The organism is Nocardia sp. NPDC019323 (assembly GCF_044389845.1).
GTDB lineage: Bacteria > Actinomycetota > Actinomycetes > Mycobacteriales > Mycobacteriaceae > Nocardia > Nocardia implantans.
Genome location: NZ_JBIRYN010000005.1, coordinates 352,866 through 367,444, shown reverse-complemented (window position 1 = coordinate 367,444; position 14,579 = coordinate 352,866). Strand labels below are relative to the sequence as shown.

14 protein-coding genes are annotated in these 14,579 nt (G+C 68.2%); 8 read left to right on the top strand and 6 right to left on the bottom strand.

The features are described 5' to 3' along the window. Positions 1-12 precede the first annotated feature (12 nt). From ACH49X_RS20995 to ACH49X_RS20985, 3 genes are all read right to left on the bottom strand, one after another. A complete protein-coding gene (locus ACH49X_RS20995) occupies positions 13-1,158 on the bottom strand; it encodes a DUF6596 domain-containing protein (protein WP_357206081.1) in 1,146 nt (381 codons plus the stop codon). Further along, positions 1,155-1,559: a YciI family protein gene (locus ACH49X_RS20990; protein ID WP_195081249.1), complete on the bottom strand. Its 405-nt coding sequence runs from the start codon at positions 1,557-1,559 to the stop codon at positions 1,155-1,157. The genes ACH49X_RS20995 and ACH49X_RS20990 overlap by 4 nt, the downstream gene beginning before the upstream one ends. 174 nt (positions 1,560-1,733) lie before the next feature. Further along, complete coding sequence (locus ACH49X_RS20985; RefSeq protein WP_357206077.1) at positions 1,734-2,732, bottom strand: nitronate monooxygenase family protein; 999 nt, start codon at positions 2,730-2,732, stop codon at positions 1,734-1,736. 242 nt (positions 2,733-2,974) lie between these two features. Between ACH49X_RS20985 and ACH49X_RS20980 the strand changes: the two genes are divergently transcribed. Next, a complete protein-coding gene (locus ACH49X_RS20980; protein ID WP_357206074.1) occupies positions 2,975-3,535 on the top strand; it encodes a helix-turn-helix transcriptional regulator in 561 nt (186 codons plus the stop codon). A 72-nt stretch (positions 3,536-3,607) separates the two neighbouring features. Here ACH49X_RS20980 and ACH49X_RS20975 read toward each other — a convergent pair whose 3' ends face one another. Then, positions 3,608-3,949: a DUF3140 domain-containing protein gene (locus ACH49X_RS20975; RefSeq protein WP_195081252.1), complete on the bottom strand. Its 342-nt coding sequence runs from the start codon at positions 3,947-3,949 to the stop codon at positions 3,608-3,610. Between the two features lie 135 nt (positions 3,950-4,084). On the opposite strand from ACH49X_RS20975, the gene ACH49X_RS20970 reads away from it, so the two are divergent. After that, positions 4,085-5,173, top strand: a complete 1,089-nt coding sequence (locus ACH49X_RS20970; protein WP_195081253.1) for a Vms1/Ankzf1 family peptidyl-tRNA hydrolase — start codon at positions 4,085-4,087, stop codon at positions 5,171-5,173. Between the two features lie 462 nt (positions 5,174-5,635). Beyond that, positions 5,636-6,901 (top strand): lipase family protein, encoded by a 1,266-nt coding sequence (locus ACH49X_RS20965; RefSeq protein ID WP_397070559.1) that lies wholly within the window; start codon positions 5,636-5,638, stop codon positions 6,899-6,901. A gap of 51 nt (positions 6,902-6,952) precedes the next feature. Here ACH49X_RS20965 and ACH49X_RS20960 read toward each other — a convergent pair whose 3' ends face one another. Both ACH49X_RS20960 and ACH49X_RS20955 read right to left on the bottom strand, forming a co-directional pair. Beyond that, positions 6,953-7,480 carry a protein kinase gene (locus ACH49X_RS20960; protein ID WP_357206071.1) on the bottom strand — a complete coding sequence of 176 codons (528 nt, stop codon included), beginning with the start codon at positions 7,478-7,480 and terminating at the stop codon, positions 6,953-6,955. 131 nt (positions 7,481-7,611) lie between these two features. After that, on the bottom strand, positions 7,612-8,058 hold the full coding sequence (locus ACH49X_RS20955) for a CBS domain-containing protein (protein ID WP_195081255.1): 447 nt from the start codon (positions 8,056-8,058) through the stop codon (positions 7,612-7,614). Between the two features lie 306 nt (positions 8,059-8,364). On the opposite strand from ACH49X_RS20955, the gene ACH49X_RS20950 reads away from it, so the two are divergent. From ACH49X_RS20950 to ACH49X_RS20930, 5 genes are all read left to right on the top strand, one after another. Beyond that, entirely contained in the window at positions 8,365-8,670 is a 306-nt protein-coding gene (locus ACH49X_RS20950; RefSeq protein ID WP_195081256.1) for a hypothetical protein, read from the top strand. Positions 8,671-9,000: 330 nt separating this feature from the next. Continuing rightward, positions 9,001-10,404, top strand: coding sequence for a hypothetical protein (locus tag ACH49X_RS20945; protein WP_397070555.1), 1,404 nt, complete (start codon positions 9,001-9,003; stop codon positions 10,402-10,404). Between the two features lie 56 nt (positions 10,405-10,460). Next, positions 10,461-11,702 (top strand): MoxR family ATPase, encoded by a 1,242-nt coding sequence (locus tag ACH49X_RS20940; protein ID WP_195081258.1) that lies wholly within the window; start codon positions 10,461-10,463, stop codon positions 11,700-11,702. Continuing rightward, positions 11,699-12,937: a VWA-like domain-containing protein gene (locus ACH49X_RS20935; protein WP_357206068.1), complete on the top strand. Its 1,239-nt coding sequence runs from the start codon at positions 11,699-11,701 to the stop codon at positions 12,935-12,937. The genes ACH49X_RS20940 and ACH49X_RS20935 overlap by 4 nt, the downstream gene beginning before the upstream one ends. 132 nt (positions 12,938-13,069) lie before the next feature. Continuing rightward, positions 13,070-14,554: a glyceraldehyde-3-phosphate dehydrogenase gene (locus ACH49X_RS20930; RefSeq protein ID WP_195081260.1), complete on the top strand. Its 1,485-nt coding sequence runs from the start codon at positions 13,070-13,072 to the stop codon at positions 14,552-14,554. Positions 14,555-14,579: the final 25 nt, after the last annotated feature.

Below are 14,579 nucleotides of genomic sequence, written 5' to 3'. Positions count from 1 at the left end.
CCCGCGGTGCACTCACGGCCGCAGCAGCTGGCGCACTCGCGCGGCTTCCCTGGTGAGGTGGTCGCGCTCGGGCACACTGGTGGCGACGCGAGACGCCTCGGCATACAGCTCGGCGGCGCGCTCCAGATCGCCCGCGCGTTCGTGCAGGTACGCCGTCACCGCGGCGTACCTGGGCAAGTCGGGACGCACTCCGGCCAACGCCGCCAGGCCTGCCCGCGGGCCGTCGGCCTCGCCGACCGCTACCGCGCGGTTGAGCCGCACGACCGGGCTGCCGGTGCGGCGCAGCAGCTCGTCGTACCACTCGACGATCTGTACCCAGTCCGTCTCGGCGGCGCAGCGCGCGTCCGCGTGCAGGGCGGCGATCGCGGCCTGCGCCTGGTATTCACCCAGCCGGTCGCGGGCCAGTGCGGCCTGCAGGATCTCCACGCCCTCGACGATCAGGCGCGTGTCCCACAGACCGCGGTCCTGCTCGGCGAGCGGCACCAGGCGACCGCCGGGGCCGGTGCGTGACGCGCGCCGCGCATGGTGCAGCAGCATCAGCGCCAGCAGGCCGGCGACCTCGGGTTCGTCGGTAAGAGCGACGAGCTGGCGGGCCAGGCGGATCGCCTCGGCCGCCAAGTCCACATCCCCGCCGTACCCCTCGTTGAAGACGAGGTAGAGCACGCGCAGCACCGTGCCGAGATCACCCGGCTGGTCCAGCGGCAGCCCTGCGATCCGCCGCTTGGCCCGGCTGATCCGCTGCGCCATCGTGGCCTCGGGGACCAGGTAGGCCTCGGCGATCTGGCGGGTGGTCAGCCCACCGACCGCACGCAGCGTCAACGCGACGGCCGCCGCCCGCGGCAGCGCCGGGTGCGCGCACAGGAAGAACAGCCGCAGCGTGTCGTCCGTGGCCTGCGCCGGACCGGCGGGCGGCTCGGCGTCCGCGGCGAGTTCCCGCCCCCGCCGCGCCGCCTCTGCGCGGGCGGCGTCGAGGAACTTCCGCCACGACACCGCGACCAGCCACGCCCGCGGATCGCGCGGCGGATCGTCCTGCCAGGTCTCCAACGCCCGGACCAGAGCCTCCTGCACGGCGTCCTCGGCCGACGCGAAGTCCGCGCCACGCCGGACGAGGATACCGATCACCGCGGGCACGAGCTCTCGCAGCAGCGCCTCGTTCACTCGGTCGCCAAGGGCGTCGCTGTGAGAAACGGCCGCACCTCCAGCCACTCGTGGATCGGCTTGCCGCCCGCGCCGGGGGCAGCGGACAGCTCTCCGGCCAGCTCGACCGCACGCTCCCAGGACTCGACGTCGATGATCATCCACCCGGCGATGAGGTCCTTGGTCTCGGCGAACGGGCCGTCGGTCACCGGCGGCCGCCCCTCGCCGTCGTGACGCACCCACGCACCCTCCGGCGTCAGTGCCTGCTCGCCGACGAACTCTCCCGTCTCCACCAAGCGGGCGACGAAGTCGCGCATGTACTGCACGTGCGCGTCGAACTCCTCCGGCGTCCACTTGTCCATCGGCACGTCGTTGACCGAAGCCGGGGCGCCGCGGTAGTGCTTCAGCAGCAGGTACTTCATGGTCGTCCTCCTTGTTCGTCGCGCGGCCCTCATGGCTGCTCGCATCCCTGGGACGGAGCCGGCGCCGCGTTCTCGACAACCGTTGTCGTGACGACCATCACATCATCATGGCTCGCGCTGCCCGACGGCCGTGCGCCGTCGGGCACAACGTGCCGGTTGCGTCTCTCGCCCGGATCAAGCCGGCTGCACGGCAGCGGCGGGCATGCGAGTCTTGCGGGCCAGATCCTGGCGCGCTTCGTCGTACTGCGCTTTCAAACGGGCCACCAGATCCGCGACGGTGAGTTCTTCTGTGATCGCGCCGATGCCCTGCCCGGCGCCCCAGATGTCCCGCCATACTTTGGCGCTCACATTGCCGCCGGAGCCGAAGTTCATGACCGACGGATCGGAGTGGGGGAGGTTGTCCGGGTCCAGACCGGCGGCGACGATGCTGCCGCGCAGGTAGTTGCCATGGACCCCGGTGAACAAGTTGCTGTACACGATGTCCTTGGCGCTGGAGTCGACGATCATCTGCTTGTACTCCGCCGCCGCGACCGCCTCGGCGGTCGACAGGAATGCCGAACCGACGTAGGCGAAGTCGGCGCCCGCGGCTTGGGCGGCGAGGATGGAACGGCCGTGGGCGATCGCGCCGGACAACAGCACCGGCCCGTCGAACCACGCACGGATTTCCTGAACGAGCGCGAACGGCGACTGGGTCCCGGCGTGGCCGCCGGCGCCCGCGGCCACGGCGATGATGCCGTCGGCGCCCTTCTCGACTGCCTTGCGAGCGAATTCGTTGCTGATCACGTCGTGCAGGACGATCCCGCCGTAGGAGTGGACGGCGTCGTTGATCTCCGGGCGTGCGCCCAGCGAGGTGATCACGATGGGCACGCGGTGCCGCACGATCACGTCCATGTCGTGTTCGAGGCGGTCATTGGTCCGGTGGACGATCTGATTGACGGCGAACGGCGCGACGGTCGCGTCGGGGTTGGCTGCCGCATACGAGGCGTTCTCCTCGGTGATGCGGGCCAGCCAGTCCTCCAGCAGTGCCGCCGGACGGGCGTTGAGCGCCGGGAAGGATCCGATGACCCCCGCCCGGCACTGAGCGATCACCAGCTCCGGTGCGGAGGAGATGAACATCGGTGAGGCCACGACGGGCAGCGTCAGGCGACCGGAGAGAGCGGCGGGTAGGGCCATGATGGGGTCCTTCGAGAGTTCGGAAGGGTTGTCTCGCGGCGATTCGGGCCGAATGGCGCTGCGCTACGACGAAGCTATCGACGCCACCGCCTTACTGCAATAAGTTGCATAAACATGTGTCGCCCATCACTGTGAAGGTCATCGGGTCCAGGGGCCGTGCTACGCGGCGCTGTCTTCCAGACCGCGCTGTGCCCTTCGCTCGCAGGTACGTGGAATCAGGCGGCGCTCTCTACCATGGGGCGGTGGCATTACAGTTCGCGATCCTGACCGCGTTGACCGAACGGGCCTCGACCGGCATCGAGCTCGCTCGGCGCTTCGACCGCGCGTTCGGTTACTTCTGGTCGGCCACCCACCAGCAGATCTATCGCGAATTGGATCGCCTCAGCGGCGGCGGCTTGGTCGCCGAGGTTTCGCCGCAGTCGCCAGGGCGTGGTCAGCCGAGGCGCTTCTCGATCACACCGGCGGGCACTGCCGCGCTGCACCGTTGGGTGAGTGAGGTCGACGAGCCGCCACAGCAGCGCGAGACATTGCTGATCAGGTTGCGCGCCGCGGCCGCCACCGGGGACTTCGAAGGTGTCCGCGCGGTGGTCACGCACCATCTCGACGTGCACGAAAGGACGTTGGCGACCTACCGGGAGATCGAAGAACGTGATTTCTCGGCCATCGGCGACGACGCCGATGCGATGCGGCATCTGGTTCTGAAGGCCGGCCTGGGCACCGAACGCGCCTGGGCGGACTGGTGTCGCGAGGTCATCGAGGCCCTCGACGCCATGCATACGCCCAGCGAATCGCGGTCGACCTGAGCCCGGCGACCCTCACGGTGCCGAGTCGACCGGCGGCCGAGTTCCCTGCCGGCCAGGCCCCGGCGCCGCAACTCACGACGGCTGGAGTGGATCGTGTCCCAGTGACATCAGGTGTCGGCGCCAGTCGTCTTCACCCGCGCGCGGCTCGCGCTCCGCGTCCTCGCCCCGCACCGCGGTGATCTCGTCGACGGCTCGGCGCATCACCGCGATGTCGTCGGCATTCAGGTCGGTACGGCGTTTACCGAGAACCGCCAAGATGTCCCGGCCGATCGCCGGTCCCGCGCGATCGGGTTCCGTTTCGCTGCCGATGCCTGCTCCTTCGGTGCGCAGCCAATCGCGCAACTGCCGGGACGACATATTGACCAGGCGGTGGAATTCCTCCCACAGCTCGTCGTCGACGTCGGTTTCGGCCACGGCTCTCACCTCCTTGTCGATGGTTCGACTACCCGGGCCGGACCCGGCGAAACCGCCGTGCGCAAGCAGTACCGAGCGCGTTCGCGAGCGCGGATTCGTCGACGCAGAGCCGGGTAGTCGCAGGACGTGTACGGCATGAAACTCAGAGAAATAGCGCAACGGCGAGGACCGTTCGTCTCGCTCTGCATCGACGCCTCGCACAACACCGAAGACGCCGAGAATCAGAGAGCGCTACGGTGGCGCTCGATCCGCGAGCGACTGGCCGCCCAATACGTTCCGGAGAAGACGCTGGAGCTGCTCGACGACGCGATAAGCGAGGTGCCGGGGCACGGGCGTGCCGGGCGCGTGCTGATCGCCGATTCGGACAGCCTGCTGGTCGATCATGTGCTCCCGGAGCCGCCCGCACGCGAAATCGTGCGGGTGTCGGCGCTTCCCTATCTACTGCCGCTGATCGAGCAGCAGTCCCGTGCGGTGCCGCATGTGATCGCGGTGGTCGATCGTGTCGGCTGCGACCTGTACGGCGTCGACGAGGACGAGAATCTGATCGAGATGACCGCCGAAGGCACCGCCCATCCGGTGCACAAGATCCGTCACGGCGGAGGGTGGGCGCATCTGTCGATGCGTCGCCGCGTCGAGGAGATGATCCGGCGGAACGTCGAGGAGGTCGCCACGGCGGTCCGTGATCTCGCGGATCGGGTCGGCGCGCGGATCATCGTGCTGGTCGGTGAGGTCGGCGCTCGCTCCGCGCTGGCCAGAGCGCTCGAGTCGCCGCCAACCGCTCGGGTCGTCGAGGTCGACGCAGGGGCTCGCGCCGCGGGTGTGGATACCGCCGCGCTCGAAGCGCAGGTCGAGCAGGCGGTGCTGACGCAGGCACGGCAGCAGCAGGGGCAGGTCGTCGAGCAATTGAACACCGCGCGCGGCAGGGCCGACGGCCTGGCCGTCGAGGGGCTGCCCGAGACGGTCTCGGCGCTGCTGGCGGCGAATGCCGATACCTTGCTGATCGATGCCAAGACAGTGGGGGACCGATCCGTCGAACTGGATCCGCAATTGCTTCGCGGCATCACCGCGGCGGGATGGATCGAGGACGATGCGACGTCGTCGCGCGCCTACCGCGCGGACGAAGCGCTGCCGGTGGTCACCTTGCTGCAGGGCGGCTCGATCGTGCCCGTCGAAGGTGCTGTCGTACCCCGGGAAGGGGTCGCCACCCTTTTGCGCCACCGCTAGCGCATGTCCAGCAATCGAACACAGGAGAAAGAATCATGGAACGAGGAAGTAGCAAGCACGGTCCCGTGCACGATGACGCGCTGGCCCACGACTTGGAGGGCACATTACGCGGCAATCGTTCCAGCCGGGCAGAAGAATGGCATGACCCAGAGCCCCCGGCCGACGATGACACCCTCATCAACGAACAGGTGCAGCGAACCGAACATCCATAGAGCTCAGCGGACCCGAACCATCGACGCTGCGATACTCGAGCGGTACGGTCTCGACCGGCCACCGGCAGGGCCGAGGCACCGAACTCGGAGCAGCCGTCCACTGGTGTAGCCAGAGCCTTCGACCACGGACACGGCCCGATCGGCGACGTGGTCGAAGGCGTTTCAGCTCCCCGTCCGGCGTGTCGCCGAAGGTTTGCCAGCCGTGGCGGATTTGAATGTGAAGCTGGCTGGTCGACAAACGCCGCGAACTGTGGAGGTCGAGATCGTGATCCGGCGGTTCCCCCTGCCCGGCGGCAGGCGCAGCGGTCCGGCGCTGGTCCGCAGCGCGATCGGCGGTGTGGCACTCGGGCTGCTGCTGGCGACGACGGCAACCGCGCAACCGCTGTATCCGCGGCCCGACCCGGACCCGTTTTATGCGGCTCCGGCGGATCTCGCGGCATATGAACCAGGGGAGGTGCTCGGTGTGCGGGCACTGCCGCCGCTGGCGACCTTCCCCGGATCCACTGTCACGTTGGTCAAATTCCGGTCCACCAACTCCCATGGGGCGCCGATCGCGGCGACGACGACCCTCCTCACCCCTTTCGGCAGTCGGCCCGGCGGGCCGCTGCTGTCGTATCAGCACTTCATCAATGCGCTCGGCACCGACTGCGCGATATCGCACCAGCTCTACGGCGGCGATCCGAGCCTGGCGGTGACCACGCCGATCCTGAACCTGGCACTGGCGCGGGGCTGGAGTGTCGCACTGCCGGATCACCTCGGGCCGCAGTTCGCGCTCGGGGCCGCGCGGTTGGGCGGCCGGATCGTCCTGGACGGCATCCGTGCGGTGAAGCGCCTGCCCGCACTCGCCGCGGAGAACGGACCGGCGGTGCTGGCCGGCTACTCCGGCGGTGGCCTGGCCACCGCATGGGCGGCCGCATTGCAGCCGACCTACGCACCGGAGCTGGAACTCGCGGGCGCGGCCATCGGCGGCGCCCCGATGAATCTGGTGACGATGGCCGAGGCGCTGGGCATGGACAAGCATCCTTCGTTCGGGTTGGCCATGGCCGCGGCGATCGGTCTGGAGCGGGAGTACCCGGACCGGCTTCCGATCAGTTCGTATCTCAACCCGCGTGGTCTCGCGGTCGCTCGAGACATGGCCGACAGCTGCAGCAGCGAGATCCTCACCGAGGGGGTCGACGGCAGCGCTCGGGAATACCTCACCGACACCTCGATCGTGGACAGCCGCAGCGCCCGGTCGGTGGTGGAGGAGAACAGCCTCGAACTCTACGGTGGGGTGCCGCGGACCCCGATTCTCGAATGGCATTCGCCGGACGACCGGCAGATCCCGATCGGTGCCATCGACAACACGGTCCGCCGCTGGTGTGCGGCGGGGGTGCGGATCCAGACGCACCTGGTGAGCTCGGTGGCGCTGCCGTCCGCACTCGAGCACGTGGCCCCCGCGGTACTGGGCGCGCCAGCGGTGTCGCTGTGGCTCGACGCCCGAGTTCGTGGAGAGCCCGCTCCTACCACCTGCTGAAGTGGAAAACGTTGTGTCGCAGCAATAACCGCTGGTCGTGCCGACAATCAGTCACGACCGCCGCCGGAACCGGTGGAACACGGAAAACCCGGAGCTGCGGATCGCGATGATCTCCGGAGCCGAGGAGGGATGGGTCTGCTGGTCGGCACCGGCGCGTGCGACGGCCGGCCGCCCACCGCCGGAGCCGACGCACCGCATTTCGACCAGAGCCGCCGCGACCTGGGTGATCACGGCGACCGCCGCCTCCGGCTCCATGGCGCCGTCGCGGTTGAGCAGGGTCCTCGCGTCGGCGCCGTCGATCAAGCGCATGTCGAGGTAGAGGTGGCGTTCGATTTCGCCGTAGCCGTGGATCGGGACCACATGCGGTTCGCGCAGTTGAGCGGTGTCGTGGGCTTCGCGTCGGAAGCGCTCCCGGAAGTTGGGATCGACGGCGCACCGTTCGGGCAGCAACTTGACTGCCACGATGCGGTCGGTGGCGGTGTCGTAGGCCCGCCATACCTGGCCCATGCCGCCCTCACCGATCAGTTCGTGCAACCGGTAGCGACCGAACGCATGCCGTTCACCGACCACCTCCCGCACGGATGAATCGCGTTCGCTATGGAGGATCAGAATCGTGAATAGGTCGCATATCGATGATATCGGCCCGACTTTCCTACTGCATCACCACCTTGGCCGCATAATCCCCATCCATTCCGGTGATTCCGTTCAGCTCAGACTTTCTCGGTGGCGGGCAGATGGGCCGCGCAGACCGCCTCCACGAATTCGCCGACGGTGCTGTCGGACAGATTTCGCGCCAGATCGGCCTCGGTGATGATGCCGACCAGCATGCCCTTGTCGGTGACCGGGAGCCGACGGATCCGCTGTTGCTCCATGAGCAGCAGCACGTCGTGCACGTCGGTGTCGATATCGACGGTGTGCAGTCGGTCGGCGCCCTGTGCCAATTCGCCGGCGGTGGTGGATTTCGGATTCGCGCCGATGCCGACCACCTTCACGACGATGTCGCGATCGGTGACGATGCCGACGGGACGGCATTCGCCATCGCAGATCGGCAATGCGCCGATGTCGAGTTGCCGCATCCGCTGGGCGGCTGTTTCCATGGTGTCTCGGACATTGATGTGCTGTACGTCGGGCCGCATGATCGTCCGCGCGGTCGTCATGATGCGTCTCCCTTCCACTACGGCGACGTGCTCGCTACTCCGATCATCATTCGACGGCGGCGGAGGGATCGACAGGGCAGAAGGTCATCTGCGTGCCCGGCTTCCGCCAGCATCGGCGGCCGGATATCCGGATGGTCACAGCGACCGGATTTCGCCCCGGGTCGTGGCGGCTCCGGCGTAGCGTCCTTCTCGCAGTGTGCACGTTCTCTCCTGAGCAACCACGCAGTTTCTGCTCGCTACCACCCGGGCTGTCGTCCGGGACGGTTACGAATCCAGACCGCACGGAACCAGGACAAGGAGATCGTCATGAGAGCCACACGCCTCGTTCGTCTCGGGCTTCCCCCGTTCTTCGCCGCCGCGGCGGCACTGTTGTTCTGTCCGCCGACCGCATCCGCGCAGGAGATGTGGAACTACAACTGTTCGTCCCATTCGCCGGTGTGGGAGGGCAGGGTGACCGCTATGGAGTGCACGCCGTCCAACGGCGCACCGGCGAGCGGAGAGATCACGCAGCCGTTCCTCGTGAACGGCGGCGAGGTCGTGAGCTGCTCATCCGGCTGGGCTCACCTGCCCGACGTGATGGGCAAGGAATGCGGACCCGCGCCGATGCGATAGCCGATCGGCTACGCCGACCGGTGGGCCTTGCCGAATCCGGCAAGGCCCCTTCGCTTCCTGTCTTCTTCGGGAACAACGTCATCGAGCAGGCGGCATTCCACGGCGCGCCGGCCGACAGCGTGGCCGATGTCGCCACCCGTCCGGGCCGAAAGTGATTGTGCTCGAATGGCAGTCGTGGGCCGACTTGTCGCATCCGCATCCGGATCAGCTGGAAGCGACGGGGCGGCAGCCGAATTGCGTCGGCTGGCCGGGGCCGATGCGGGGCGCTATGATCGACGCGATGACGACTCCTTCTGTTCGAAGATTGGGGGTTCCATTCGCGCAAGGTGAGTGCTGATGCTCACTCACATCGCGAATGGGGACGACTCCCGCCTTTCCTTCTGGCTGCGTGTGCGTGAATTCGCCGTGCCGCCTACCATGATCGAGACTGCTACCGCCCGCCGTCGTGTGGGGGACTGGGCGGGCGCGTGCGCCGCGGCAGGCTTCGATATCGATTTCAGTTTGCGGTCGGTGACGCGTAGTCACGGACACGCACTCGCGGCTCGAATCCGAGCCGATCTCCGGCATTTGGCTCCTGACCTGTTGCGCTGGCATATGCCGAGGGTCGCTCCCGATGGGTTGTTGCGACCGGGTCTGACCATCGCCTTGGCTCGGTACGACGCGGAGCCGGACCTGTGCGGCGGCGCACCCCCGATGCACCTTGTCGCACGGACGGCCCCGGCTTGGGCGGATGCCGGTCAGCGGATCAGCCTCGCGCTGTGGGACGGATCCGCTGCCGGGGCCGGCCTGCATCCGCATCCTCGTCCCGATCGGCGTTTCCGCCTGGATCTCCATCGTCACCTGTGGGATGCGCGCAGGGTCGATGAGCTGGGATTACGGTCCGGGGCCGCGCAACCGGCGAATGACCGTCCGGTCCTCGATCCCGAACTGCTCGCCACGGTGCCGCAGGTCAGGCGCTGCGCCGTAGACCGATGGGCGGCCGAGGCGGAGATTCTGCACCAGGCCGAGGGACGGCGCGGCGGTGCTTTCGTCGTGCGGTTCGGAGCCCGGCAACGGTTGGTTCTGTACCTGGACGCGGACGACGGCGCCGTGCCGCCCACGGTGCGGATCGCGGCGGAATACCCGCTCGGCGGCGTCTCGGCACTGCCCGTCCTGCCCGACGCGGCGACCTGGGTGCTGCCCGATCTGGAGCTGATCCGTACCGGCGCGATAGCGGCCGATCGGCTGCATCCGCTGGTCGCCCCGGCGCTGGTACCCGACTACTCGCCGAGCGACGCGCCGCGCCTGCCCGACCGGGCAGATACACCGCGCCTGGTGCGGTGCAGGGGAGAACAGCACCGGATCGGGCTGGTCGACGGGGTCTTGTCCGCGCTCGACCACGACCAGGCCGAGATCCGGCGGGAGGAACTGCTGGTCGCTCTGACCGGCACTCCGTTGCCTTGCCTGCGGGCTATCGACGAGGCGCACCGTCATCCGGATTGTCTCGCCGGTGTCCGGGAGCGGTTGGACCATGGCGACACCGCCGGTGCGCTGGCCATCGTGGGAGGACTGCTCGGTCCCGACGCGATACTGCGCGACGGTGCTCTGCGCGATGAACTCGAAACGTCCGCGCGACGGCGCATCACCTACGGCCTGTTCAAGTCCGGCCTGTCCGAACTCGGAATCGGCCGCATCCCACCGATGCGCCGCCCACGCGATCGTCGCGCGCACCCGCGCAACGCGACTTCGCACTGACCGGGCGATCCTCGCCCCACTTCCACTCGACTCCGCCAACCTCGAGGTGATCACGCATGCTTACTGCTGTCCGCACGTCCGCCGATCCGGTCCGCCCCACCCAACTCGATGTCGCCGACGAGTTACTGACTCTGCTGCGCGAGGTGACCACCGAACCGCGCCCCGACCCCCAACTGGAGGCTTTGGCGCTGGCCGTGGCCGCCGACCTACCGGTTCTGCTGTGGGGTGAACCGGGAATCGGGAAAACCGCCGCCCTGACCCAGCTCGCCGCCGATCTGGACCTTCCGCTGACCACGGTGATCGCGAGTGTGCACGAGCCATCGGACTTCTCGGGCCTGCCCATCATCGGAGACGACCCCGCGGAACACGGCGTCCCGATGGCTCCGCCGGACTGGGCCGTACGACTCGTCCGGGCCGGTCGCGGACTGCTGTTCCTGGACGAGTTGTCCACCGCACCGCCCGCGGTGCAGGCCGCCCTGCTCCGTCTGGTCCTGGAGCGGCGGATCGGCACCCTGCGACTGCCGCCCGATGTGCGCATCGTGGCCGCGGCCAACCCGCGCTCATCGGCGGCCGACGGCTGGGAGCTGAGCCCGCCGCTGGCGAACCGGTTCGTGCATCTGCAATGGACCCACGATCACGACGTCGTGGTCCGCGGCCTCGGCGGGACCTGGCCGCACGCGACGCTGCCACGGCTGGCTGCCGAAAAGCTCGGCGAGGCCGTGGCTTTCGCACGCCGTGCGGTGTGCGGGCTGCTCGCGGCCCGTCCCGCTCTCGTGCATCAGCTGCCCAGCACCGAAACGCGCCGGGGCGGTGCGTGGCCGTCGCCTCGAAGCTGGGAGATGACACTGCGGCTGATCGCCTTCGCCACCGCGGCCGATTCCTCCCGTGACGTGCTTTCCCTGCTGGTCCGGGGCGCTGTGGGCGACGGGCCCGGTTTCGAACTGCTGGCGGCCCTCGACCGGATGGACCTCCCCGACCCGGAGGCACTGCTCGCCGATCCGGCGGGCGCTGTCTTGCCCGAGCGTGGGGATCTGCGCCAGGCCGTGCTCGACGGCGTGGTGGCGGCAGTCCGCAAACGCCCGGAGAAGTCCCGCTGGGATGCGGCATGGGCGCTTCTGGTCAAGGCGTCGGAAACCGGAGCCCCCGATCTGATCGTCGTTCCGGCAACCACTCTCGCCACGCTGCGCCGGGATGAGTGGGACGTGCCCGCTGCGATCGAGCGACTCGCCGCAGTGGCATCGGTGTCCCAGGAAGCGGATCGGGCAGCGGGCCGTGTCGCCGCGAAGGCGGGCCGATGACCGCGAACGCGCCCGGTGCGCTGGACCGCGACAAACTCTTCGCCGCCCGCTTGCAGGCCGCCAGGGTCCGGCCCTATCTTGCGACCGCTTTGTTCGCCCTGCACGTCGTGGAGTCGCGCCGAGTACCGACCATGGGCGTCGACCGGCACTGGCGATGCTACGTTTCGCCCGCGTTCGTCGACCGTATTTCGGTGGAGGACCTGGCTTCGGTGTGGGTGCACGAGGTGTCGCATCTGCTGCGCGACCACCATGGCCGCAGCGACCGATTCGCCCGGCGACACGACCTGACCCGCCCGGCGGAACGACTGCGGATGAACATCGCAGCCGACTGCGAGATCAACGACGACGCGTTCGGCGACGGTCTGGCCAGGCCGGGCGACGCTGTCACACCGGCGTCGTTGGGGTTGCCCGAAGGGGAGCTCATGGAGGACTACCTGCGCATGTTCCGTCTCGGACCGCATACGGACGGCATAGCCTGGCTCGACTGCGGCAGCGGCGCGGACGGATCGGAACGCGAGTGGGAGCTGGGACCGGACGGTGCGGACGGCCTCAGCGAACAGGAACGAGACGCCGTCCGGTTCAGGGTGGCGCAAGGCATCATCGGCCGTCCGGGAAACGCGTCCGAAGGCTGGCGGCGCTGGGCGGAAGAGGCCTTCCACCCACCGCAACCATGGCGGGATCTGCTGGGAGCGGTTATCCGTTCAGCGGTCGGTGGCGCCGGAGCGGGGGAGGACTACACCTATGGCCGGCCGGCACGGCGCTCGGCTGGGGTACCGGGCGTGGTGCTGCCGAGTCTGCGGCGAACACCGCCTCGGGTCTCGGTGCTCATCGACACCTCGGGGTCGGTCAGCGACACCGAGCTGGGCAGCGCGCTGCTCGAAGTGGCCGCCATCGCCCGTGCCGTGGGCGGGCGCCGCGACCTGGTCACCGTGCTGTCGTGCGACGCGGCGGCGAGGATCGTCCATCCGCTGTGCCGTGCCGAGCGCATACCGCTGGTCGGCGGCGGTGGTACCGACCTGCGCACCGGCATTGCCACGGCAGTGCGGACCCATCCCCACCCCGACGTCCTCGTGGTCTTGACCGACGGCCAGACGCCATGGCCGTCCAGACGGCCACCGTGCCGGACGGTGGTGGGCCTGTTCCGTCGGCAGCACGCCGGTTCCTGGCGTGAACACGATCCCGACTACATTCCGGAGGCGCCGCCCGGCTGGGCCCGATTGGTCGATATCGGGTAGGCGCCCGCCGCTGGGAGCGCGCGATCGGCGACTCCACCTGGCGACCTCACCGCCAGGGATCCGGCCTCGGTGATATCGCGGCCCTCATTAGCATCAATGCACGACTAAATCGAGGAATCCGAGGAACCCACGTTGAGCACCGAACAACTTGACCGCTGGAACGCCCAGGAAGCCGCCGCCGAGGCGATGATTCCCATCATCGGCACGTTGTATCGGCGAAAGGGCGTGACGATCCTGCTGCACAGCCGGTCGCTGGTGAACAAGTCGGTGATCAGCATCCTGCGCACGCACCGGTTCGCGAGGCAGATCGCAGGCGAAGAGTTGTCGGTGGACGAGACCCTTCCGTTCCTGCAAGTGCTCGGTGAACTCGACCTGGGGCCGTGCAAGATCGACCTCGGCCAGTTGGTCATGACCTATCGTGCCGACGATCACGGACTTTCGATCCGCGAGTTCACCGAAGCGGTGCTGGCCGAGGTGACCAACGGCAACAAGGCTCAGTCACCCGGACCGAGGGATGTCGTGCTCTATGGCTTCGGGCGCATCGGTCGCCTCGTCGCTCGCCTGCTCATCGAGAAGGCCGGATCCGGCAACGGGCTCAACCTGCGTGCCGTGGTGGTGCGCAAAGGAGGCGACGACGATCTGAGCAAGCGTGCGTCGTTGCTGCGCAGGGATTCGGTCCACGGCCACTTCAACGGCACGATCAAGGTCGACACCGGCAATGACACGATCACCGCGAACGGGAACACGATCAAATTCATCTACAGCGATGATCCGACGACCATCGATTACACCGCCTACGGCATAACGAACGCGATCCTGATCGACAACACCGGCAGGTGGCGCGATCGCGACGGGCTGTCGCAGCATCTGCGCCCTGGCATCGCGAAGGTCGTGCTCACCGCGCCAGGCAAGGGCGATATCCCGAACATCGTGCACGGCGTCAACCATCGCAGCCTGGATCTTTCCCAGCGGATCTTCTCGTGTGCCTCCTGCACGACCAACGCGATCGTCCCGCCGCTCAAGGCGATGGACGACGAGTACGGCATCATCCGCGGGCATGTGGAGACGGTGCACTCGTTCACCAACGACCAGAACCTCCTGGACAACTTCCACAAGGCGGATCGTCGCGGTCGTTCCGCGCCGTTCAATCTCGTGCTCACCGAAACGGGCGCCGCGTCCGCGGTCGCGAAGGCCATGCCGGATTTCAAGGCCAAGATCACCGGCAACTCGATTCGCGTTCCCACCCCGGACGTGTCCGTCGCGATCCTGAACCTGCAGCTGCGGCGGGAGACGACCAAGAGCGAAGTGCTCGCCTACCTGCGCGGGGTTTCGCTGGCCGGGCCGTTGAGCCGCAACCTCGACTACACCGCCGCCACCGACGTGGTTTCCAGCGACTTCATCGGATCGCGCGCCGCGTCGATCATCGATGCCAATGCCACGATCGTCGAGGGTGACACCGCGATTCTCTATGTCTGGTACGACAACGAGTTCGGCTACTCGTGCCAGGTGGTGCGGACCGTGCAGTACATCTCGGGCATCGAGTATCCGACCTACCCTCAGGTCGGCGCACGGCTGGACGGCGCCGCCGACGACCACGTGCTGACCGCGACCACCTGACGCGCGGACCTTCCACCTGCTCGCG

Coding starts and splice junctions, on each gene's coding strand:
- ACH49X_RS20990 (WP_195081249.1), bottom strand. CDS start 1,559: ATGAAGTACCTGCTGCTGAAGCACTACCGCGGCGCCCCGGCTTCGGTC.
- ACH49X_RS20985 (WP_357206077.1), bottom strand. CDS start 2,732: ATGGCCCTACCCGCCGCTCTCTCCGGTCGCCTGACGCTGCCCGTCGTG.
- ACH49X_RS20955 (WP_195081255.1), bottom strand. CDS start 8,058: ATGACGACCGCGCGGACGATCATGCGGCCCGACGTACAGCACATCAAT.
- ACH49X_RS20935 (WP_357206068.1), top strand. CDS start 11,699: ATGACCGCGAACGCGCCCGGTGCGCTGGACCGCGACAAACTCTTCGCC.
- ACH49X_RS20950 (WP_195081256.1), top strand. CDS start 8,365: ATGAGAGCCACACGCCTCGTTCGTCTCGGGCTTCCCCCGTTCTTCGCC.
- ACH49X_RS20970 (WP_195081253.1), top strand. CDS start 4,085: ATGAAACTCAGAGAAATAGCGCAACGGCGAGGACCGTTCGTCTCGCTC.
- ACH49X_RS20940 (WP_195081258.1), top strand. CDS start 10,461: ATGCTTACTGCTGTCCGCACGTCCGCCGATCCGGTCCGCCCCACCCAA.